The organism is Brevibacterium aurantiacum (assembly GCF_003932995.1).
Lineage (GTDB): Bacteria > Actinomycetota > Actinomycetes > Actinomycetales > Brevibacteriaceae > Brevibacterium > Brevibacterium aurantiacum.
In genome coordinates this window covers 2,319,094-2,340,653 of record NZ_CP025333.1, presented here as the reverse complement: position 1 = coordinate 2,340,653, position 21,560 = coordinate 2,319,094, and the positions used below count along the sequence as shown (strand labels likewise).

Sequence of the window (21,560 nt, the reverse complement as noted above, 5' to 3'; positions counted from 1 at the left end):
GGCTGAAATGAGAAGCAATCAAGGACTGCGAACCGGGGAGATGCCGAAGACCCCGGAAGACAGCAGCGAGCCAGAGCAGATGAAGACATCTGCGATCATCCTGCTCTTCGTGGGACTCATGATCGCCATGTTCATGTTCTCCCTCAACCAGACGGTGCTGGCGACCGCCCTGCCGACGATTGTCGGTGAACTCGACGGCGTCGACCAGATGCTGTGGGTCTCCACCGCATTCATGCTCGCCTCGACGATCATGATGCCCATCTACGGCAAGGTCGGGGACCTGTTCGGTCGCAAGCCGCTGTTCATGTTCGCGATCAGCTGCTTCCTGCTCGGCTCGGTCTTCGCGCTCATCGCCAACGATATGGGCATGCTCATCTTCGGTCGTGTGCTCCAGGGCATCGGCGGCGGTGGCATGATGATCCTCTCGCAGTCCATCATCGCCTCGGTGGTTCCCGCACGTGAACGCGGCAAGTACATGGGAATCATGGGATCTGCCTTCGCAGTGTCCTCGGTCGCAGGTCCCCTCATCGGCGGCTGGCTGACAGTAGGACCCGGCTGGCGCTGGGCCTTCGCCATCAACTTCCCACTCGGCATCATCGCTCTCTTCGCCGCAGCCATCTTCCTCAAGGTGCCCAAGCGTGCCCCCGGACCACGCCCGAAGATCGACGTCATCGGTATGGCCCTGATCTCGATCGTCACTTCCTGCATCGTCCTCGTCTCCGCCTGGGGCGGGCACGACTACGAATGGGGCTCATGGCAGATCAACGGACTCATCATCGTCGGAGCACTCTCCATCGTCGGTTTCATCTTCGTCGAGCTCAAGGTCAGCGAACCGGTCATCCCGATGTACCTGTTCAAGAACCGTGACTTCCTGCTGTGCACCATCGCCGGCCTGTTCATCGGCATCGGCATGTTCGGTGTCCTGTCCTACATGCCCACCTACCTGCAGATGGTCCACGGAATCGACGCCACAGTGGCCGGACTGATGATGGTTCCCATGATGGGCACGATGCTCATCTCCTCGACCCTCATCGGCTTCGTCGTCTCGCGCACCGGCAAGTACAAGAAGTACCCGCTCATGGGCATCCTGATCATGGCCGCCTCTCTGGTGCTGCTCTCGCAGCTCAAGGCCGAAAGCGCCGCGTGGGAGACCATGGGCTGCTTGGCTCTGCTGGGACTCGGACTGGGTCTGAGCATGCAGACGCTCGTGCTCGTCGTCCAGAATGCCTTCCCCGTTGCCATGGTCGGCACAGCCACCGCGTCGAACAACTACTTCCGCCAGGTCGGAGCGACCCTGGGCATGGCCTTCATCGGGTCGGTCTTCACTCAGCGCCTCCTGGACAACATCAAGGACGGGATGGGTGAGCTCGCCAAGGCCGCACCCTCACAGCCGCTGCCGAAGGTCTCCTCGACGGGGCTCACACCCCAGATCGTCGCCGACCTGCCTGAGCCGCTGCACAGTCTCATCATCACGTCGTACAACGACGCCCTGGTGCCGCTGTTCCTGTGGGTCGCCCCACTGGCAGTCCTCGGGTTCGTCTTCCTGTGCTTCCTGCCCAACACGCCATTGGCGCAGACGCTCAAGGCCGACCCTGCAAAGCGCGTGCTCGTCACGGTCGGGGCCGACTCCTCTGCAAGCCACGCGGATTCGTCCGCCTCTCACGCCGTCACATCCGATAGTCTGGCGGAGAAGGCTAGGCTGAAGGAGTCGACTCATGACGGTACTGACATTACTCAACGCCCCGGGGACGGAGATTCCCGACCAGCTGACTGACCTCGGTCACAGGGAGGGAGTCGAACTTCGGATCGTCGAGGCACAGGATCTCGGCTCTGCTCTCCCCGGCACTGATGTTCTCCTGCTCTGGGACTTCTTCTCCAAAGCGCTGCGCAGCGAGTTCGACCGTGCTGACAGCCTGAAGTGGATCCATGCGGCCGCGGCCGGAGTCGACTCGCTGCTCTTCGATGAGCTGTCGGCCTCGGAGGTCGTCGTCACCAATGCGCGGGGGATCTTCGACCGGCCGATCGCGGAGTTCGTGCTCAACTACATCCTCATCCATGCGAAGAACTCGCTGGGTTCGCTCCAGGACCAGAAAACATCGACCTGGAACCGTCGCTCGACGAAGAACCTCGCCGGATCTCATGCCATGGTCGTCGGAACCGGGTCGATCGGGAGAGAGATCGCCAGAGTACTGAGCGCGCTCGACGTCAACGTCACCGGCGCCGGCAGCCGTGCTCGGACCGGTGACGCCGACTTCGGAACCGTCATCGACTCGGCTCAGCTGAGTTCGCATCTGTCCGGAGTCGACTGGGTGATCAACATTGCACCGCTGACGGAGAAGACGAGGAACCTCATCGACGCCGAGGTGTTCGCCGCCATGGACTCGGATGCCTACTTCGTCAATGTCGGTCGTGGGGAGGGAGTCGTCACCTCCGACCTCGTGAACGCACTTGAGACGGGCCAGATCGCCGGCGCCGGACTCGACGTCTTCGACGAAGAGCCTCTGCCTGCCGATCATCCGCTGTGGCAGGCGGACAACGTCATCGTCACCCCGCACATGAGCGGGGACACCGACGGATGGCGCATGCGTCTGGCCAACCAGTTCGTCGACCTCTTCGACAAGCACATGGCAGGTGAGGCATTCCCGCACACGGTCGACAAAGCAGCGGGATACGTGCGATGAGCGAGAAGTCTGACCATGCTGACGAACGGGCATACCTCGCTCGAGTCGTCAGCGAGCTCATCGCGGTGCGCCGAGCGCGACTGCTGAGCATGCTGGTCTTGGCTCTGGCCATGCTCGTCGCCGGAATCGGTGCGGCGATGCAGGCGCAGGGGACTCGGGTGGACACGGTCCTGCTGTTCTCCGCGTTCAGCCTCATCATGATCGGAATCGTCTGTGCACTGGGGGCGATCCTCGCCTGGACGAGGATCAATCGTGACGTCCTTGACTCGGCGGCCTCGGCCAAACCCGCCCGCGCCAAAGCTCCGAGAACCCGCAATACGGGAATGGCGGTCGCGATCGGCTTCGCGGTGCTCGGGCTTCTGTTCGGATGGATGCTGTTCACGGCGACACCGATCCTGGCCATCGCCATCGTCCTGGCGTGTGCCGTTCTGGCCTGCCTGGGTCCGATCTGGGCCAATGAGCTCTCCACCGCCGATGATCGCTTCGCCGTCATCCTCGACAGCGACGACGAACTGGCCAAACGGTTCAGCACCTACACCCCTATCTGGCTCCACGAAGCGATGGAGAATGAGAAAGCAGGCCAGGACCGAGCCTGAGCGCGCATCCATCACCAAAGACTCAGAGACGAACAAACGCCCGCAGCCATTCAGGCTGCGGGCGTTTCATCTTCCGATCAGAGGAACGGACCGCTGACGATCAGATCAGGGGAAGGCGGGAACGTCGACCCCGGCCATCTTGGCCACGCAGCGGATCACCTGGCAGCTGTAGCCGAACTCGTTGTCGTACCAGACGTAGACGACGACACGGTCATCGTCGACGATCGTGGCCAGACCATCGACGACACCGGCCCGCTTCGAGCCGACGAGGTCGCTGGAGACGAGCTCGGGGGAGGAGACATAGTCGATCTGGTTGCGCAGTTCCGAATTCATCGAGGTCTCACGCAGGAATGCGTTGAGCTCATCGACGCTCGTGGCTTTCTCAAGGTTGAGGTTGAGGATCGCCATCGACACGTTCGGAGTGGGAACGCGGATCGCATTGCCCGAGAGCTTGCCCTTGAGCTCGGGAAGAGCCTTCGCCACTGCCTTGGCAGCACCGGTCTCTGTGAGCACCATATTGAGTCCGGCGGCACGACCACGACGGGAGCCCTTGTGGAAGTTGTCGATGAGGTTCTGGTCGTTGGTGAACGAATGCACCGTCTCGACGTGACCGTTTCGGACCCCGTACTTGTCATGGAGGGCCTTGAGCACAGGGGTGATCGCGTTCGTGGTGCACGAAGCCGCTGACATGACCGTGTCCTCTTCGAGGATGGCCGCGTCATTGACGCCGTAGACGATGTTCTTGACCTCGCCCTTGCCGGGCGCGGTGAGGAGGACCTTCGAGGCACCCGGGCAGGCCAGGTGCTTGGACAGGCTCTCCTCGTCACGCCAGATTCCCGTGTTGTCGACGATGATCGCATCGTTGATGCCGTATTCGGTGTAGTCGACCTGAGAAGGATCGTTGGAGTAGATGACCTGGATCAGGGTGCCGTTGGCCTGGATCGTGTTGGCCTCTTCGTCGATGACGATGCTGCCGTCGAAGCTGCCGTGAACGGAATCGCGGCGCAGGAGCGAGGCACGCTTGACGATGTCATCATCGCTGCCCTTGCGGACGACGATCGCACGCAGGCGCATCCCCGTGCCGCCGGCACGATCGATGAGGATGCGGGCGAGCAGGCGACCGATGCGACCGAAGCCGTAGAGGACGACATCGCGAACGGCGCCTTCTTCAGCATTGCCTCCGGTGACCGATGCCAGCTCCGTGGAGAGGAAGTCCTCGACCGAGGCCGACTGGTCCTGCAGCTTCTGGATGAGGCGACCCAAGTCGATTCGAGTGGGACCGAGATCGAGTTCGGTCAGAGCGCGGACGATCTTCAGGGTCTCTTCGATGTCGAGATCCTCGCCGAGGAAGTGGCGGGCATAACGGTGAGCCTTGATCATCCCGGTCACCGACTTATTCAGCAGAGAACGGCCGAACAGCGTCAGCAGCACATCGTTCTCACGGTAAAGTCGTCCGGTCAGTGGAATGAGTTCTTCGGCGGCAGTCTGCTTGTTCGCCCATTCGTTCAGGCGAGCCGTCGTTGCATCAGTCAAAGGTCGTGTCTCCTCGGTCAGTTGGCGAATTCTCGCTCAGTCTAACGCGTTGTCTACTCGTGTTTCGTCTGGCGCTCATCGAGTCGTCGGAATCCGAGCAGAGTCAGCGCGATGATGCCGGCGCCGGCCAGCAGCGCACCCAGGCTCTGGATCTGGACTCTCGGTTCGACGAAGCGGTATTCGGGCGTGGAATCCTCCTGCGGGCGCGGTAGCGTCGCGGTGCCGATCCAAGCGGCGACGAAGAGGATGATGCGGGCGAAGACATTCATCGTGAGCATGATCGCGATGATCGAACCGAAGACACCAGCAGCCTTGTTGCCGGAGAAGAGGTCGACGAGGACCGTGGCGAAGTTGATGAGAATGGTGAAGGCCAGAGCACCGATGAGGGAGCCCCGGATCTTGGCCCTTTTGCCCACCGGGTGGTCGGGCAGCATGGTGAAGAGGAACATGAAGATCAACCACGCGGCACCGAAGGTGATGAGGGGCGGGATGATGACCAAGAGGGCCCTCGCCCAGCCGGGAAGGCTGAGCAGGTCGCTGATGACGGACCCTAAGCCGGCGCCGACGACGGTCAACGCCACGGTGAGCAGCAGGCCGATGATAAGCCCCAGCAAAGTCACGACGTTGTTGAGGACCTTCTTGACGAACGACTTGTCTTCGATGACATCGTCGAAGTCCGCGTGGAGTTGAGCTCGCACAGCAGCACCGAGGTTGCCGATGAATCCCTGTCCTGTGTAGAGGGCAGCCAGGATGGCGATGATGCCGACCGACTGCCAACTGGTGAGGAAGCTCTCAAGCTGTTCCGTCAGTGACGAGTTGCCGCCTACCTGAGCCTCGATCTGCTCGACGACGACGGGGAGGAGCTCGGGTTTGAGGACATCGAGGACGAAACCGAGGCTCGCGAAGGTGAACATCGCGATGGGCATGACTGCGAGGACCAGGAAGTAGGTGATGGCCGCACCGAACTGGTTGCCCAACCGTTCACCGAAGCGCTTGACGGCCCGCATCAGGTGGGCGGGTCCCGGCTGGGTGATGGCGTTGTGGCCGACTTCGGCGACGGTGTTGCGTGAGGCCAGTACTTTGGCTGGTGCCACTTCGTGCTCCTTCGATCTTGACCCGCAGGTGTCTGTTTCAACACTAACCGCTGGGAGCGTCCTGAGAGGGGTGGGCCGCGCCTCCAATCTAGACTTTTGACCATGCCGACATTATTTTCGACTGCCCCGTCCACAGATCTGCTGCTCTCCGCTGGCTCCTCAGCGGCGGAGAATCTCAGTGGCTTCTCCGGCTGGGCGGTGAGGCTCATGGAGGCGCTGGGTCCTCTCGGCGTCGGGTTCTTGGTGTTCTTGGACAATATCTTCCCACCCATTCCCAGTGAGCTGGTGCTGCCGCTGGCGGGCTTCACCGCCAGCCAGGGAAGCATGAACATCGTCTTGGCGATCATCTTCGCAACAGTGGGCTCCGTCGTCGGCGCGGTGATCTTGTGGGCCCTGGGCAAATGGATCGGTCTTGAGCGCATCTCTCGCATCGCAGTGAAGATGCCGCTCGTCGACGTCGACGATGTGCACAAGACGGTCGGCTGGTTCGACAAGCACGGTGACAAGGCCGTGTTCTTCGGTCGGATGGTTCCGATCTTCCGGTCTCTGATCTCCATCCCCGCAGGCATGCGGAACATGTCGATCATCAAGTTCCTGGTGCTGACCACGGCCGGCAGCGCGATCTGGAACACCATTCTCATCGTCGCCGGCTTCTACCTCGGTGAGAACTGGTCGATCGTGGAGACCTACGCCGGTTACTTCCAGACTCTGGTCATCGTTGCTGTGGTCGTCTTCGTTGTGGTGTGGATCGTGCTCAAGATCCGCAAGCGCTCACGAGCCAAGGCCGCGGATCGCACCGATGCCGCCGGCGAAGACACCGAAGGCCCAGCCGACCCGTACGGGGGCTGAGCCTTCGGTTAGGTTCAGTTCGCAGCTGCGGCCATCACAGCCAGGCTGCTGCGGTGTGTTCCTCAGGAACTTCCTCACCGGCGCGCACCGGCCCGGGTGCGGTGCCTTCGCCGAAGGGTGAACCGCCCAGCTTCTCCCGACCGTGAGGCGAGAGCCAGCCGGAGAGGTCAGGGCCCTTGGGGACGACCTGCGTCGGGTTCACATCGACGTGGACGATGTAGTAGTGCTGTTTGATCTGGGTGAAGTCCACAGTGTCGCCGAATCCCGGCGTCTGGTAGAGATCGCGGGCATAGCCCCAGAGATTCTCGAAATCGCGCAGGGTCTGACGGTTGCACTTGAAATGACCGAAGTAGACCGGGTCGAAGCGAACCAGAGTGGTGAAGAGACGGACATCCGCCTCGGTGATGGAGCCTCCCATGAGATACCGGGAATGGCTCAGACGCTCTTCGATGGTGTCCAGGGCAGTGAACAGTCGGTCGAAGGCGGCTTCGTAGGCCTCCTGCGACCCCGCGAAGCCGCAGCGGTAGACGCCGTTGTTGATCTCGGTGTAGATCAGGCGCATGACCTTCTCCATCTCGTCCCGAGACTCCTCGGGCCAGAGATCAGGGGCGCCGGCGCGGTGATACTGCTTCCACTGTGAGGAGAAGTCTTCGGTGATCTGTGGGAAGTCGTTGGTCACCACTGCGCCGCTGGCGATGTCGACCATGGCAGGAACCGTGATTCCGCGCGGGTAGTCCGGGAACCGGGCAAAGAACGCCTGCTGCAGGCGCTCGATGCCCAGCACCGGGTCGACGCCGCCGGGATCGAGGTCGAAGGTCCACGACCGTGCATCGTGTGTGGGCCCCGGCATGCCGATGGAGATGACGTCTTCAAGGCCCAGCAGCCTGCGGACGATGATCGTTCGATTCGCCCACGGGCAGGCTCGCGCGGCGATGAGTCGGTATCGACCCGGCTCGACGGGCCACTGGGAGTCGGGATCGGCAAGGATTCGGTCCTCGATGTAGTTCGTGTCCCGGTCGAATGCCTCGCCCTTGGCCACATAGCTGTTCATCTGGCTGCTGTCATCGGACATTGTCATCTCCTTCGGAAAGTGCCTTGTTCATCTCGCACAGTCCCAGCCTACTTCCGTCGACCGCAACGCGGTCAGTCGGCACGGAGTCAGTCCACCGCGGAGCGGTCAGTCGGCATAGAGTCCGTCGATGTCGGCTGCGAAGTCTTTGCCGACGAGGTGGCGCTTGACCGACTGCTTCGCCGACAGGTATCCGTTGTCTTCGGAGAGCTCGACGGGCAGGATGGTGAACTTCTTGATGCCTTCGGCCCGTGACACCGTTCTGTTGACGGTTTCGACTGCCTTTTCGACGGCGGCTCGCACTGTTTCGTCGTCCGCTGCCTGAGGCAGATCCATCTCGGGCAGACCGTTGTTCTTCAACCAGGTGGGCAGCATCTCCGAGTCGAGGAAGATCAGCGCTGAGATGTACTTGCGGTTGTCGCCGACGACGACGGGCTGGCCGATGAGCGGGTGGCGACGCAGGGCATCTTCAAGTGGTGCCGGTGCGATGTTCTTTCCGCTCGAAGTGACGATGATCTCCTTCTTACGTCCGCTGATCGTGAGGTATCCGTCTTCATCGAGCGAACCGAGATCGCCGGTGGAGAACCAGCCGTCGTGGAACTCCTTGTCGGTGGCCTCCTGGTTGTTCCAGTACTCGCGGAAGACGGGGACGCCCTTGGCGAGGATCTCGCCGTCAGGGGCGATGGCCACGCTCACACCGGGCAGGGGAACGCCGACGGTGCCGATCTTGGCCTTCTCAGGCACGTTGACGGTGATCGGAGCTGTCGTTTCCGTAAGACCGTAACCTTCGAGGACGACGAGGCCGACGCCCCGGAAGAAGTGGCCGAGGTGGGCGCCGAGAGGACCGCCACCGGAGACAGCGGCGCTGACGTTGTTGCCCATGACCGTACGGAGCTTCGAATACACGAGCTTGTCGAAGAGTGCGTGCTGGAGCTTGAGTGAGACGGGGATCTTCTCGGCATCCATGGCCTTGGAGTAGGCGACTGCGACCCGCTCCGCCTGACGGAAGATCTTCTCCTTGCCGCCGGATTCGGCCGTGGCCAGTGCGGAGTTGAAGACCTTCTCGAAGACGCGGGGGACTCCGAGGATGAACGAGGGTCGGAAGCTGCCGAGTGCGTCTGTGAGCTTCGTCAGGTCGGACTGGTGGGCCAACAGGGCACCGGAGCTGACCGAGAGGACCTCGATGAAGCGGGCGAAGACGTGTGCCTGAGGCAGGAACAGCAGGGCGCGCATGCCGTGCGAGAAGATCTCGGGGATCTGTTCCTGGGCAGCCTGCACGGTCTGGACGAAGTTCCCATGTGTGAGGACACAGCCCTTGGGCTTACCTGTGGTGCCGGAGGTGTAGATGAGAGTGGCAACCGAGTCGCCGGTGACCTGTGAGCGTGCGGCCTCGAGCACATCATCACTGATCTGTCGTCCGGTGGTTTCGAGTTCGGAGAAAGCGCCCTGGTCCCAGACCCACAGCTGTGGGGCGGCAACTCCGGCAGCGGCTGCGGCGGCTTCAACTCGGTCGGCATGCTCACGGGTGCTGACGAGACCGCGTCCGACCGCGGCGTCCTTGATCATCCAGGCAAGCTGAGATTCCGAGGAGGTGTCGTAGAACGGCACGGAGATTCCACCGGCGAACCACACGGCATAGTCGCTGAGAGTCCATTCGAAGGAGGTGGGGCCGAAGATGGCGATCCGGTCTCCGACCTCGACGCCGGAGGCGATGAGCCCCTTGGCTGCGGTTCGGACCTGGGTCAGGAACTCTCCGGCGCTGACTTCGTCCCAGCCGTTGTCAACCGGTTTGGCCAGCAGCGGCAGGTTCGGGTCTTCGGCAGCCTTCGCGAGGAAGACATCGGTCGTCGATGACGTCGTATCAACCTTGAAGCCGACAACTGGAGTGGTCGATTGGGGCATTGTCGCTGGGCTCATGAGCTCTCCTTTGGGGCATAAGTTACTGCCCGGTCATACTACTGGTCCTGGGCTGTGAGGTGAAATCGCTCACGTTTTGCAGCTCAAACCCTCATCGCGGCTCTCTGGGCCAGTCTAGTCAAGCCGAAGCGGGGATTGTTCAGAGTACGATGGTCGAAACCCGCTCACGTCCATTCAGTGAAGGAAGGTAATGACGACGAACCCTGAAGAGACCGGTTTCCGCTACGATGCGGGGCTGGCCGAAAAGATCGAGAAGTCATGGCAGCACACATGGGAACAGGCGGGAACATTCCACGCCCCGAATCCCACCGGTGATCTCAGCCAGGCTGGTGCAGGTCTCGGTCTGCAGGACGTCGACTCCGGCTACGGACCGCCTAAGAACCTCGGCGAGCGTGAGTCCCTCTACATCATGGACATGTTCCCCTACCCCTCGGGAGCGGGGCTGCACGTCGGCCACCCCCTGGGATACCTGGGCACGGATGTCTACGGGCGGTATCAGCGGATGCGCGGGCACAACGTCATGCACGCACTGTCCTACGACGCCTTCGGTCTGCCCGCCGATCTGTACGCCGTCCAGACCGGGCAGCACCCGCGCATCACCACCGATGCCAACATCACCAACATGACCCGACAGCTGCGACGCCTGGGCCTGGCCCATGATGCCCGCCGCAGCTTCGCGACCACTGACGACGACTTCGTTCGGTGGACCCAGTGGATCTTCCTGCAGATCTTCAACTCCTGGTATGACCCGGAGGCAAGTACCGCAGGTGAGAACTCACGTGGTGCGGCGCGACCGATCGGAACCCTGATCGACCAGTTCGCCCAGGGCACCCGACAGACACCCGACGGCCGCCCCTGGACTCAGCTGAGCCCCGCCGAGCAGGAAGATGTCCTGCAGGGCTACCGCCTGGCCTACGTCTCGGAGTCGCCGGTCAACTGGTGCCCCGGTCTGGGCACCGTGCTCGCAAACGAAGAGGTCACCGCCGAGGGACTGTCCGAACGCGGCAACTTCCCCGTCTACACTCGCCGCCTGCGGCAGTGGAACATGCGCATCACAGCCTATGCCGACCGTCTCATCGACGATCTGGACTCGCTGGACTGGCCGAGCGCGGTGCGCAGCATGCAGACCAACTGGATCGGCCGGTCCAAGGGTGCCCTGCTGCGACTGCCCGTGGCCGCCTCGGAGACTCAGGTCGAGGTCTACACGACCCGACCCGACACCCTGTTCGGTGCCACCTACCTCGTGCTCAGCCCCGAACATCCGCAGGTGGAGCAGCTGACCGCGGCCCAGTGGGACGAGCAGACTCCCGAAGGCTGGCGCGGTGGAGAATCCACCCCCGCCGAGGCGATCTCCGCCTACCAGCGCAATGCGGCGGCCAAGACCGACGCGGATCGTCAGCAGAGCAAGGACAAGACCGGCATCTTCACCGGTTCATTCGCGGTCAACCCCGCAACCGGTGAACAGATCCCGATCTTCATCGCCGACTACGTCTTGATGGGCTACGGCACCGGTGCGATCATGGCAGTGCCTGCCGAGGACGCCCGCGACTGGGACTTCGCGAAGTCCTTCGGACTGCCCTATGTGCGCACCGTGCAGCCGCCTGCCGACCACGACGAAGACACCCCGTTCACCGGCACCGGCGTCATGATCAACTCAGCCAATGACGAGATCGACATCAACGGTCTCGACGTCGAAGCGGCCAAGGCCAAGATCACAGCGTGGCTGGCAGACCAGGGGCTGGCCACGGAATCGACCCAGTACCGGCTGCGGGATTGGCTGTTCTCACGCCAGCGCTACTGGGGCGAACCGTTCCCGATCGTCTACAACGAGGCCGGGACTCCCATCGCGCTGCCTGATTCTATGCTGCCCGTCGAACTGCCGGAGGTCGACGAATTCGCTCCGCGGACCTTCGCCGCCGATGACGCCGACAGTGAGCCGGAACCGGCCCTGGGCCGCAACCGCGACTGGGTCGAGGTCGAACTCGACCTGGGCGACGGGCCGCAGAAGTACTACCGCGAGACGAACACGATGCCCAACTGGGCCGGATCGTCTTGGTATCAGCTGCGCTACGCCGATCCGCACAACTCCGAACGCCTGGTCGATCCGGAGAACGAGCAGTACTGGCTGGGGCCCCGCGAGTCCAAGCCGCGCGGCGGAGCCGACCTCTACGTCGGCGGCGCCGAGCACTCGGTTCTGCACCTGCTCTACTCCAGGTTCTGGCACAAGATTCTGTTCGACCTGGGGCATGTCTCCTCCTCGGAGCCATTCCACCGCCTGGTCAACCAGGGCTATATCCAGGCCTATGCCTACACCGATGCGCGTGGCGTCTACGTTCCCGCCGCCGAGGTGGAAGAGACCGTCGCTGACAACGGTGAGTCGACGTTCTGGTACGACGGTGAGCAGGTCAACCGTGAGTACGGCAAGATCGGCAAGTCGCTGAAGAACTCCGTCTCGCCCGATGAGATGTACGACGCCTACGGTGCCGACACCTTCCGCGTGTATGAGATGTCGATGGGACCCATCGAACAGGCCCGCCCCTGGGAAACACGAGCAGTCGTCGGTGCGCAGAGGTTCCTGCAGCGCGTGTGGCGTCTCTTCGTGGACGAGACCACGGGTGAGTCTGTGATCAAGGACGGTGTCGCCGATCCTGAGACTCTCAAGGTCCTCCACCAGGTCATCGACGGTGTCCGTGAGGACATGGACCACCTGCGTTTCAACACCGCGATCTCGAAGCTGATCGTGCTCACGAATCATGCGACGAAGCAGGGCGGTGTCACGGCCGACGTGCTCGAGCCGCTGACCATCATGCTCTCTCCGTTCGCGCCGCACTTGGGCGAAGAGCTGTGGGCGAAACTGGGCCACACTTCGACGCTGACCTACGCGTCCTTCCCCGAGGTCGACCTACAGTATCTGGTCGCCGACCAGGTCACCTGTGTCGTCCAGGTCAAGGGCAAGGTGCGGGCACGACTGGAGGTCGACCCCGATATCTCTGCCGAGGAGCTGGAGAAGCTGGCACTGGAATCGCCGAACGCGCTCAAGGCGCTCGACGGGGCCGGAGTGCGCAAGGTCATCGTGCGTGCGCCCAAACTGGTCAATATCGTCCCCGACGCCTGAGATACGGCGTCTGTCCGGAAGGGTTGAAAACACATATGTCAATGGAAGCTACTCGGGACCAGATCCGGCACGCACTGGGTGTGAGACCGACAATCGATCCGGCGACGGAGATCGCCCGGCGGGTCGAGTTCCTCGCCGACTACATCCTGACCACCGGTGTCAGGGGGCTCACCTTGGGCATCAGCGGCGGACAGGATTCGACTCTGGCCGGACGCCTGTGCCAGTTGGCGGTCGAGGAGCTGCGGCGGCGGGGGGCAGCCGCCGAATTCTGGGCGATCCGTTTGCCGCATCATGTGCAGGCCGATGAGAGTGATGCTCAGGACGCGTTGGAATTCATCCGAGCCGATCATGAACTCGTCATCAACATCGGATCCGCCACAGACGCAGCCGCAGCCGAATACAATACCGCGACCGGAGAGGCCATCACCGACTTCGGCAAGGGCAACGTGAAGGCTCGGATGCGGATGATCGCACAATTCGAACTGGCAGGGGAGAAGCGACTCCTCGTCGCAGGCACCGATCATGCCGCCGAAGCCGTCACCGGCTTCTTCACCAAATTCGGTGACGGAGCCGCCGATGTGGTGCCGCTGGCCGGGCTGAACAAACGGCAGGGCCGTGCACTGCTCGACCACCTCGGCGCCCCAGAACATCTGGTGCGGAAAGTTCCGACAGCCGATCTGCTCGACGATGCACCGGGCCAGACCGATGAATCATCTCTGGGACTCAGCTACGACCAGATCGATGACTTCCTTGAGGGCAGAGACATCGAGAAGGCGGCCGCCTCTCTCCTCATTGAGAAGTACCGCGCCACCGAGCACAAGCGTCGCACCCCTGTGGCTCCGACAGATTCGTGGTGGATTCGCCACTGACGGTGAATACACTGCTGGCGACGAACTCAATCGAGTTCGTCGCCAGCAGTGTATTTCGGCTGTGTTTGACTCAGGCGACGAGCCCGAGCTCCAAAGCTGTCTGGTTGAACTCCCAGCGGGCGGAGACGAACCGGTCGCCGAGGCTCTCGCCGCGACTGCGTGCCTCCGTGTACTCTCTCCATCCGCCCTTGCGGGAGTCACCGGGCCGGATCTCTCGCTTCGTCTTATCGCTGGCAAGCTGCCGTGTCTCTTCGTTGACCCAGATCGACAGGGCCTCAGCTGCCCGATAGAGATTCATGAAAGCGGTGTGCGAACGCGGATTGTCGAAGCTGGACTTCGCGAATTCCTGCCTGAACGTGTGCAGAGGTTCGAGCTCGTCGACCTCGAGAGATCCGAAGGTCGCATCAAGACGCAGTGACTGCACCAGACCGGCCGAGTCCGGGAGCAGACCCAGGATCCGCTGTGCTCGCTCCTCGTCGGGCAGCGCAGTGACCTCCTCATCGACGTGTGTCAGTCCCAGTGTGTCGAGACGTCCGCGCTCGGTGCTGAGCAGTTGGCGCAGCGAATCGATCTGGATCTGCGCACGCCGCCACTCACCGTGGAAGAGGAGCAGGGCAATGATGACGCCCAGGCACAGCACGAGGCCGATGATCCAGGTGAACGGGTGCAGACCGGGAATGGCGAAGGCCACGATGCCCAGCACGCTGAGCACCGCGAACGTCACCGCGGCGGGGGAGTTGGTCAGGAAATCCAAGAAACGCTTCACATTTACAAGGGTACTGTTTCAACCTGCAGATATCGTGGAACCTAGTGGCATATAGTGTGGCTGAAATGCCGGGACGAAGCAGGGAGAACACGGGTTGAAGATTTCAGTCATCGGATGCGGATATCTGGGCGCAGTACACGCGGCGGCCATGGCAACACTGGGACACGAAGTCGTCGGCGTCGACGTCGACGCAGACAAGGTTGCGGCGCTGACCTCCGGCCGGCCGCCCTTCTTCGAGCCGGGACTGAGTGAATTGCTGGTGAAGGGTCAGGATCTCGGCAGCCTCGAGTTCACCACCGACGTCTCGCGTGTCGCAGACTCGCAGATGCACTTCGTGTGTGTCGGGACTCCGCAGAAGCCAGGAGAGTTCGCCGCCGATGTCACCTATGTCGATGCTGCAGTGAATTCGCTGGTTCCGCACTTGTCGTCGACGTCTGTGGTTGTCGGCAAGTCCACCGTTCCAGTCGGCACCGCTGAGCGTCTGGCCGCGATCCTCGCTCCCACCGGAGCGAGCCTGATGTGGAACCCCGAGTTCCTGCGCGAAGGCCATGCTGTCGAGGACACCCTGCACCCGAACCGTCTGGTCTACGGCGTTGCCGAGGGCGAAGCCGGTGAACGGGCCACAGAAAACCTTGATGAGGTCTATGCGACGATGCTCGAGGAGCAGACGCCTCGACTGGTCACAGACTTCGCGACGGCCGAGCTGGTCAAGACCGCAGCGAACTCGTTCCTGGCCACGAAGATCTCATTCATCAACGCCATGGCCGAACTGTGTGAAGCCTCGGGCGCGGACGTGACTCAGCTGGCGGATGCGATCGGAATGGATGATCGCATCGGTCGGAAGTTCCTCAATGCCGGACTCGGCTTCGGCGGCGGTTGCCTGCCCAAGGACATTCGAGCCTTCATGGCACGCGCCGGTGAGCTGGGTGCCGATCAGGCGGTGGCATTCCTACGCGAGATCGACTCGATCAATATGCGGCGTCGAGTGCGCATCGTCGACATCGCCCGGGACACCCTGGACGGGTCGTTCATCGGGAAGAAGATCACGGTGCTCGGCGCTGCATTCAAGCCCAACAGCGATGATGTGCGCGATTCGCCTGCCCTGGCTGTGGCACGCCTGATCGCCACCCAGGGCGGCGTGGTGACAGTGACTGATCCGCAGGCAATCGACAATGCCGCGAAGACGTTCCCCGAACTCAACTATGTCGCGGATGCTTCGCAGGCGCTGGCCGGAGCCGATGCGGTGCTGCTGCTCACCGAATGGCAGGAGTATCGGGATCTTGATCCCGTGGCCACGGCATCGCTGGTGGCCGGCAAGGTCCTCATCGACGGTCGGAATGTGCTCACCCCAGAGGTATGGCGTTCGGCAGGCTGGACGTATCGGGCGCTGGGCCGTCCATGAGAATCGGCCTGGTCACCGATTCGACCGCGCAGCTCTCTGCCTCCGAGGAGGCAGGGCTGCGCGATGTCACCGGTGACCTCTTCGCCGTCGTTCCGCTGACGGTTCTCGTCGGAGGCGTCGCCTTCGCCGACGGTGAACTGGACGCCGGGGATCTGTGCCGGAGGATGGATGAGGGCACCGAGGTTTCGACCTCCATGGCCACTCCCGCCCAATTCACCAACGCCTATTCGACACTGATCGACCATGGTGCTGAGGCGATCATCACTGTGACGATGTCGGGCGAGCTCTCCGGGACCCGAGATTCCGCCGTCGCGGCAGCCGAGAACGAGGACCTGCTGATCAATGTCGTTGACTCCCGGACCACCTCGGCGGGCTTGGCCGGGGCCGTGTCGATCGCGGCCGCCGGAATCTCACAGGGTCATGACGTGGCATCGATTGCCGGCACCGTCGCTGATTGGTGCGCCGCCGAGACCCGTACCGCGTTCGCCCCGGCGACCCTGGAACACCTGCGCCGAGGTGGTCGCATCGGGGCCGCCTCCTCGCTCCTGGGCAGGGCCCTGCAGATCGTCCCGGTCCTCGGACTCAACGCCGGGGTCGTGGCACCCGTCGCACGAGTCCGCACCCGCACGAAGGCACTTGAGCGTATGGCCGTGTTGGCAGGCGAGGCCGCGGCAGAGATCGCCTCAGACGAGCAGGACGTGTACGTAGAGATCCAGCACGCAGACGGCGAGCCCTCCCACCCTGATGTGCTTGCGCTGCAGGAGAAGATCGAAGCCAGTGGTCTGCCGACGACGTTTCGGACACTCTCGGCCATCATCACCGCCCACGTCGGATCCGGCACGATCGGAATCACGGTTCAAAGACGACCCTGAGCAGGCCCCACCCACTCGCGGTCGCCGTCATGTGGATGACTGGCCGACTCATGTGCCCATGACCTGTGGATGTGCAGACGGTGTCCACAGGCAGCAATCTGGGCCTGGTGCCCTCGTGATCGCCGAGCATAGCTTGTCGACATGGCTGTCTCTCCCGATGATCGCTTCGCAGGCCTCATCAACTCCAGCGCCGAGCGCGGCGGCTGGGTCCCCGGAGACGTCTTCGGCAGCGACAGCGAAGGAGAGGACGAACCGGTAGAGCCGCGTCGAGTGCGCCTGCCCATCCTCGTAGCTCTGGCAGTTGTGACCATTGCTGTGCTCGTCATCGCCTTTCTCCTCTTCCGGCCGGCCCCACAGCACGCGGCGTCTGAGGATCAGGCGGGTACTGTCGACGATCACGGCTCCGCCTCTCACGATGGACCGGGTACCGCCTCCGGCGACAAGGGTGGGCCCGAAGTCGAAGCCGCATCTGCAGCCCCCAGCACCGAGTCCGGCGATGTCATCGTTCACGTCACCGGGGCGGTGCAAAGCCCCTCTGTGGTGATCTTGGCACCCGGTGCTCGAGTCCAAGATGCGGTGGAGGCGGCTGGCGGTCTGAAGAGCGAAGCGGATGCGGAGGCGATCAATCTCGCTCGGGTGCTCCAAGACGGTGAGCAGATCCATATTCCTATGCGCGGAGAGGACCCAGGACCGGGCGCATCCGATGCAGACAGTGCCGGCACGAACGCGGCAGGGGGTGCCGAGCAAGGCGCAGGAGGCGGTGCTGGACAGGACGGCAGCTCCGGCAGCGCAGGCAGTTCCGGTACCTCGGACAGTGCAGGTGCGTCAGGCAGTGCGTCCGCAGATCCGAATTCGGGTACCGCCGTCAATCTCAACACCGCTGACCTCACCACCCTGGAGACATTGCCGGGGGTAGGACCGGTCACTGCTGAGGCGATCATCGCCTACCGGGAGGAACAGCCCTTCGCCACCGTCGACGACCTGCTGCTGGTCCCAGGGATCGGGCCCAAGACCTTTGAAAGCCTCAAAGACCTTGTCATCGTCGGGTAGGGCCGAAGCGGCGAAGGAACGGCTGAGGGGTGCACTGGCGTGGGTGCGCGGTGCTGCGAAGGTCTGGCCCGGGTCCTTCCGCCTGCTCATCTGTGCGCTGAGTCTGTGGATCACCGCTCTGGCGGCACCCGGTCCCTGGGCACTCTTCACCGTCCCACCCCTCGTCTGTCTCGGGTTCCTCTGCCTGCGCAGACACCACCACCTCGGCGTGCTCCTCATCGTCTTCGCGTGCCTGCTCACGGTGCAGACCACGATGCTCGGGTCTGCACGCGGGCCCGATGAGGCTACCGAGGTGGAGGGCATCGCGGTCGGGCACAGCCAGCCGGGTGACTCGGGGTGGTCACGGCTGACCGTGCTGACGTCGACAGGGATCACCGAGGTGCTCAGCCCCTCGGCGCCACCCGACGGTGCCCACGTGTCACTGCGCACCGAAGCCCTCGATGACATCCGCATCAGCAACGATGACGCTCGCATCATCCGTGCGCCCAACGGAGTCTGGAAGTGGCGGGCAGATCTGCGCCTGCAGCTGCGCCACGACTCGCTGGCCTCGGGGCACAGCGGGGGCGCACTGCTGCCGGGTCTCGTGGTCGGAGACACCGAACCCCAGGATGCGCGAATGGAAGATGACATGCGCGTTGTGTCCCTGACGCACATTTCTGCTGTCTCGGGCAGCAATGTCACGATCGTCAGCCTCGGCGCCGGACTGCTTGCCGGACTGTGCCGGGCGGGCCCTCGGACACGGGTGGGCGTCGGGGTGCTCACCTGTGTGGGATATGTCTTCATCGTCGGATTCGAACCCAGTGCCATACGCGCTGCGGGTATGGCCATCGCGGTTGCTCTCGTGTTCCTGCGTGGGGGAGGGATCTCACCGGTGGCGGTGATGAGCTCAACCGTATGCATCCTGCTCAGCTTTGTTCCCGTGTTGGCAACCTCTGTGGGGTTCGTCCTCTCCGTCGTCTCCACCGCCGCGATCCTGTTCGTCGTTCCGATCATTCTGCGGCGTCTGAGCCTGCACTTGTCCATGGTCCCCACGATCGTCATCAGTGCACTCATCGTGCCCTTGGTTGCTCAGCTGGCCTGTACCCCGGTGCTCGTGGCGATCGACCCGCGGATCGGGCTGTGGTCGGTGGCAGCGAACGCGCTCGCCGCCCCTGCTGTCCTGCCGGCCACCGTTCTGGGGTTCGTGTCGATGGTGTGCGGGGGACTCGGGCTCCTCGGCGTTCCCGGCCTGCTGTGGTGTGCGCAGGTGCCCGCCTGGCTCGGTTCACTGTGCGCATGGTGGATCGTCGGCGTGGCCAGGATCTGTGCCGGACTGCCCGGGGCAGCCCTGGACTGGCCGAAACCTCCTGTGGGGACACTGGCAGCACTCGGGCTCCTCATCCTGCTGGCCGCGGGCCTATGGATGCTGGTGCGCAGGAAGCTGTGGGGGATCCCCACCGTCGTCGTCTGCATCTGCCTGACGGCGCTGATCATCGTCGTCGGCAGGACGAAGCCACCGGCCGATGACTGGCTGGTCATGATCTGCGATGTGGGGCAGGGCTCGGCAACGGTGATCAACCTCGGCGAGGGGGCAGGGCTCGTCGTGGACACGGGGAAGGATCCGAAGCCCGTCGATGTGTGCCTCGATGAGGGTGGGATCGAGGACTTCGACCTCGTCATCTCCCACTTCGACGCCGATCACAGCGCCGGGTATGCCGGGACCACCTGGTCGCGGATCCTCCATCGTCTGTGGGTCTCCAGCAACGTCAGTGGGGGAGCAGAGGTCCGCGGTCTCGTCGCAGACACCGGTGCGAAGGTAGTGCCGACAACACGTGGACGCAGCCTCGACGCAGATGGGGCCCGAATCGAGGTGCTCTGGCCGCCGGCGCGAGAGACCGCAGAGACAGATAGAGGGGAGGAAGCAGACGGGAATGAGGAGACAGACGTGGGTGAAGAGACAGTGGGGACCGAGGTGCGCAATGAAGACTCCCTGGTCCTACGGGTCGAACTCGAGGGGCTGAGCTTCCTCGTCCCCGGCGACATCGGCGAAGACGAACAGTTCATTCTCGCCCAGAGCCTGGAACCCGTTGATCTGCTCATCGCACCCCACCACGGTTCCTCGGACCTGGCAGAGGACTTCTTCACGGCAGCAGGCGCTCGCCTCGGAGTCATCTCCGTGGGCGAGAACAGCTACGGACATCCCACCCCGCGTGCCCAACGGGCATTCGGTCCGGTCCCCGTCCTGCGCACCGACCGCTGCGGCACCGTCGCCGTCTACGCACACGCGAAGTACAGCACCGCGCGAGACTGTCACGGGGACGAGCAATGAGCCTATCGAGGGAGACACCTGTGACCGTTGCGCATCGTGTCCGCGGCTGACGATAGGCTTGGCCCATGGCAGTGAAGAAGACCCTGATCCCGTGGAGTTCCGCGAAGCCCGCGCCCGTTGTGATGATCTCCGGGAACGAGCCGGTGCTCATCCGTATGGCTAAGGACCGGATCGTGGCTGCCGCACGGAAGAAGGACCCGGAAGAGGTGGAATTCGACGCCGCCGGATATCAGGGTGGAGAGCTGCTCATGGCCGCTTCACCCTCCTTGTTCTCCACTGCGAAGCTCATCATCGTCGACAGCGTTGAGAAGTGCTCGGAGGCGTTCCTGGCTGATGCGCTCGCCTACCTCGATGAACCCAATGACGACGCCGTCGTCCTTCTCCTCCACGGAGGCGGCAATCGCGGTGCCAAATTGGTCAAGAAGATCGAGGCCAACGGTTTCCCCCGGGTCGATGCGGCGGCACTGAAGAATGAGAGTGACCGGGCCAAGTTCGCTCAGGGTCGGTTCAAGGCCGCGAAGAGGCAGATCGACGAATCCGGGATGGCAGCGCTGATGTCTGCGCTCGGAGCTGATCTGTCCGAACTCAATGCCGGAGTCGAACAGCTCATCGAGGACACTGAGGGCACCATCACCGCTCAGATCGTCGATCAGTACTACGGCGGCCGAGTGGAGGCCACTGGCTTCAAGGTCGCCGACGCTGCAGTCGGGGGAGATGTGAAGAGTGCGCTGAGCCTGCTGCGTCACGCTCTGTCGACCGGTTCCGACCCTGTTCCCCTGGTGGCCGCCGTTGCGATGAAATTGCGGGGGATGGCCAAGGTGCAGGGCTTCTCTGGATCAAGCGGTGAACTGGCAGCGGAGCTGAAGATGGCTCCGTGGCAGGTCGACCGTGCCAGGCGTGAGGTGCGCCGGTGGAACGAAGTGGCACTGGGACAGTCTCTGATCGCGGCGGCCGAGGCTGATGAGGCGGTCAAAGGCGGCGGTCGTGACCCGGTCTATGCCGTCGAATGGTTCGTCTCCGAAGTCTGCCGGCTGGCTCGCCAACGCTGAACCGAACAGTGAGCCGAACCGAACGGTGAATAGTTGAGGGGCCCGATCCAAATGGATCGGGCCCCTCGAAGCTATAGCCTCAGTGATCGACTCAGAGAGCGTTGATCTGCGTGGCCATGCGCGACTTGCGGTTCGCAGCGTTGTTCTTGTGCAGAACACCCTTCGAAACAGCCTTGTCGAGCTTGCGGGCGGCAACAGCATAAGCCTGCTGTGCTTCGTCCTTCTTGCCGGCAGCAATGTTCTCGCGGACGACGCGGACGTGTGACCGAACCTCGGACCGCACAGCCTTGTTGCGCTGGCGAGCCTTCTCGTTGGTTTCAATCCGCTTGATCTGTGACTTGATATTAGCCAATTTCAACACTCTTTCGTGTTAGTGGAACATGGTCGTGA

General features: G+C 63.1%; 17 protein-coding genes. 11 read left to right on the top strand and 6 right to left on the bottom strand.

Annotation, left to right across the window (positions count from 1 at the left end):
* Positions 1–7: 7 nt before the first annotated feature.
* From CXR25_RS10890 to CXR25_RS10880, 3 genes are read left to right on the top strand one after another with little or no spacing between them, the layout of a single operon-like run.
* Positions 8–1,774: an MDR family MFS transporter gene (locus CXR25_RS10890; protein ID WP_241212329.1), complete on the top strand. Its 1,767-nt coding sequence runs from the start codon at positions 8–10 to the stop codon at positions 1,772–1,774.
* Positions 1,716–2,681, top strand: coding sequence for a D-2-hydroxyacid dehydrogenase (locus tag CXR25_RS10885; RefSeq protein WP_096158802.1), 966 nt, complete (start codon positions 1,716–1,718; stop codon positions 2,679–2,681). The genes CXR25_RS10890 and CXR25_RS10885 overlap by 59 nt, the downstream gene beginning before the upstream one ends.
* The gene (locus CXR25_RS10880; RefSeq protein WP_009881491.1) at positions 2,678–3,277 is read left to right on the top strand and encodes a hypothetical protein; all 600 of its coding nucleotides are present in this window, start codon (positions 2,678–2,680) and stop codon (positions 3,275–3,277) included. Before CXR25_RS10885 ends, CXR25_RS10880 begins: the two co-directional genes overlap by 4 nt.
* A 105-nt stretch (positions 3,278–3,382) precedes the next feature.
* Here CXR25_RS10880 and CXR25_RS10875 read toward each other — a convergent pair whose 3' ends face one another.
* Together CXR25_RS10875 and CXR25_RS10870 are read right to left on the bottom strand one after the other, a co-directional pair.
* Positions 3,383–4,810 carry a glyceraldehyde-3-phosphate dehydrogenase gene (locus tag CXR25_RS10875; protein ID WP_125240547.1) on the bottom strand — a complete coding sequence of 476 codons (1,428 nt, stop codon included), beginning with the start codon at positions 4,808–4,810 and terminating at the stop codon, positions 3,383–3,385.
* Positions 4,811–4,863: 53 nt separating this feature from the next.
* Positions 4,864–5,904, bottom strand: a complete 1,041-nt coding sequence (locus tag CXR25_RS10870) for a YhjD/YihY/BrkB family envelope integrity protein (protein ID WP_125240546.1) — start codon at positions 5,902–5,904, stop codon at positions 4,864–4,866.
* Positions 5,905–6,006: 102 nt separating this feature from the next.
* Between CXR25_RS10870 and CXR25_RS10865 the strand changes: the two genes are divergently transcribed.
* Positions 6,007–6,753: a DedA family protein gene (locus tag CXR25_RS10865; RefSeq protein WP_164513960.1), complete on the top strand. Its 747-nt coding sequence runs from the start codon at positions 6,007–6,009 to the stop codon at positions 6,751–6,753.
* A 34-nt stretch (positions 6,754–6,787) separates the two neighbouring features.
* Here the strand turns inward: CXR25_RS10865 and CXR25_RS10860 are convergent, their stop codons facing one another.
* Both CXR25_RS10860 and CXR25_RS10855 read right to left on the bottom strand, forming a co-directional pair.
* Positions 6,788–7,825 (bottom strand): glutathione S-transferase family protein, encoded by a 1,038-nt coding sequence (locus tag CXR25_RS10860; RefSeq protein ID WP_009881487.1) that lies wholly within the window; start codon positions 7,823–7,825, stop codon positions 6,788–6,790.
* Between the two features lie 105 nt (positions 7,826–7,930).
* Entirely contained in the window at positions 7,931–9,739 is a 1,809-nt protein-coding gene (locus tag CXR25_RS10855; protein WP_180957317.1) for an AMP-dependent synthetase/ligase, read from the bottom strand.
* 190 nt (positions 9,740–9,929) lie between these two features.
* On the opposite strand from CXR25_RS10855, the gene leuS reads away from it, so the two are divergent.
* Positions 9,930–12,854 carry a leucine--tRNA ligase gene (gene leuS / locus CXR25_RS10850; protein ID WP_096160770.1) on the top strand — a complete coding sequence of 975 codons (2,925 nt, stop codon included), beginning with the start codon at positions 9,930–9,932 and terminating at the stop codon, positions 12,852–12,854.
* A 41-nt stretch (positions 12,855–12,895) separates the two neighbouring features.
* Positions 12,896–13,723 carry an ammonia-dependent NAD(+) synthetase gene (gene nadE / locus CXR25_RS10845; RefSeq protein WP_009881484.1) on the top strand — a complete coding sequence of 276 codons (828 nt, stop codon included), beginning with the start codon at positions 12,896–12,898 and terminating at the stop codon, positions 13,721–13,723.
* Positions 13,724–13,793: 70 nt separating this feature from the next.
* Here the strand turns inward: nadE and CXR25_RS10840 are convergent, their stop codons facing one another.
* Entirely contained in the window at positions 13,794–14,489 is a 696-nt protein-coding gene (locus tag CXR25_RS10840; RefSeq protein WP_240516310.1) for a hypothetical protein, read from the bottom strand.
* Between the two features lie 94 nt (positions 14,490–14,583).
* Between CXR25_RS10840 and CXR25_RS10835 the strand changes: the two genes are divergently transcribed.
* From CXR25_RS10835 to holA, 5 genes are all read left to right on the top strand, one after another.
* A complete protein-coding gene (locus CXR25_RS10835; protein ID WP_009881482.1) occupies positions 14,584–15,891 on the top strand; it encodes a UDP-glucose dehydrogenase family protein in 1,308 nt (435 codons plus the stop codon).
* A complete protein-coding gene (locus CXR25_RS10830; protein WP_069600271.1) occupies positions 15,888–16,763 on the top strand; it encodes a DegV family protein in 876 nt (291 codons plus the stop codon). The genes CXR25_RS10835 and CXR25_RS10830 overlap by 4 nt, the downstream gene beginning before the upstream one ends.
* A gap of 141 nt (positions 16,764–16,904) precedes the next feature.
* Entirely contained in the window at positions 16,905–17,813 is a 909-nt protein-coding gene (locus CXR25_RS10825) for a helix-hairpin-helix domain-containing protein (protein ID WP_009881480.1), read from the top strand.
* On the top strand, positions 17,797–20,121 hold the full coding sequence (locus CXR25_RS10820) for a ComEC/Rec2 family competence protein (RefSeq protein WP_226830030.1): 2,325 nt from the start codon (positions 17,797–17,799) through the stop codon (positions 20,119–20,121). Before CXR25_RS10825 ends, CXR25_RS10820 begins: the two co-directional genes overlap by 17 nt.
* Before the next feature lie 65 nt (positions 20,122–20,186).
* Entirely contained in the window at positions 20,187–21,170 is a 984-nt protein-coding gene (holA, locus tag CXR25_RS10815) for a DNA polymerase III subunit delta (RefSeq protein ID WP_009881478.1), read from the top strand.
* Between the two features lie 91 nt (positions 21,171–21,261).
* On the opposite strand, the gene rpsT is transcribed toward holA, so the two are convergent.
* A complete protein-coding gene (gene rpsT / locus CXR25_RS10810; protein ID WP_009881477.1) occupies positions 21,262–21,522 on the bottom strand; it encodes a 30S ribosomal protein S20 in 261 nt (86 codons plus the stop codon).
* Between the last annotated feature and the right edge of the window lie 38 nt (positions 21,523–21,560).

Coding starts and splice junctions, on each gene's coding strand:
- CXR25_RS10880 (WP_009881491.1), top strand. CDS start 2,678: ATGAGCGAGAAGTCTGACCATGCTGACGAACGGGCATACCTCGCTCGA.
- CXR25_RS10885 (WP_096158802.1), top strand. CDS start 1,716: ATGACGGTACTGACATTACTCAACGCCCCGGGGACGGAGATTCCCGAC.
- CXR25_RS10860 (WP_009881487.1), bottom strand. CDS start 7,825: ATGTCCGATGACAGCAGCCAGATGAACAGCTATGTGGCCAAGGGCGAG.
- CXR25_RS10825 (WP_009881480.1), top strand. CDS start 16,905: ATGGCTGTCTCTCCCGATGATCGCTTCGCAGGCCTCATCAACTCCAGC.
- CXR25_RS10890 (WP_241212329.1), top strand. CDS start 8: ATGAGAAGCAATCAAGGACTGCGAACCGGGGAGATGCCGAAGACCCCG.
- CXR25_RS10865 (WP_164513960.1), top strand. CDS start 6,007: ATGCCGACATTATTTTCGACTGCCCCGTCCACAGATCTGCTGCTCTCC.
- CXR25_RS10855 (WP_180957317.1), bottom strand. CDS start 9,739: ATGAGCCCAGCGACAATGCCCCAATCGACCACTCCAGTTGTCGGCTTC.
- leuS (WP_096160770.1), top strand. CDS start 9,930: ATGACGACGAACCCTGAAGAGACCGGTTTCCGCTACGATGCGGGGCTG.
- CXR25_RS10830 (WP_069600271.1), top strand. CDS start 15,888: ATGAGAATCGGCCTGGTCACCGATTCGACCGCGCAGCTCTCTGCCTCC.
- nadE (WP_009881484.1), top strand. CDS start 12,896: ATGGAAGCTACTCGGGACCAGATCCGGCACGCACTGGGTGTGAGACCG.
- holA (WP_009881478.1), top strand. CDS start 20,187: ATGGCAGTGAAGAAGACCCTGATCCCGTGGAGTTCCGCGAAGCCCGCG.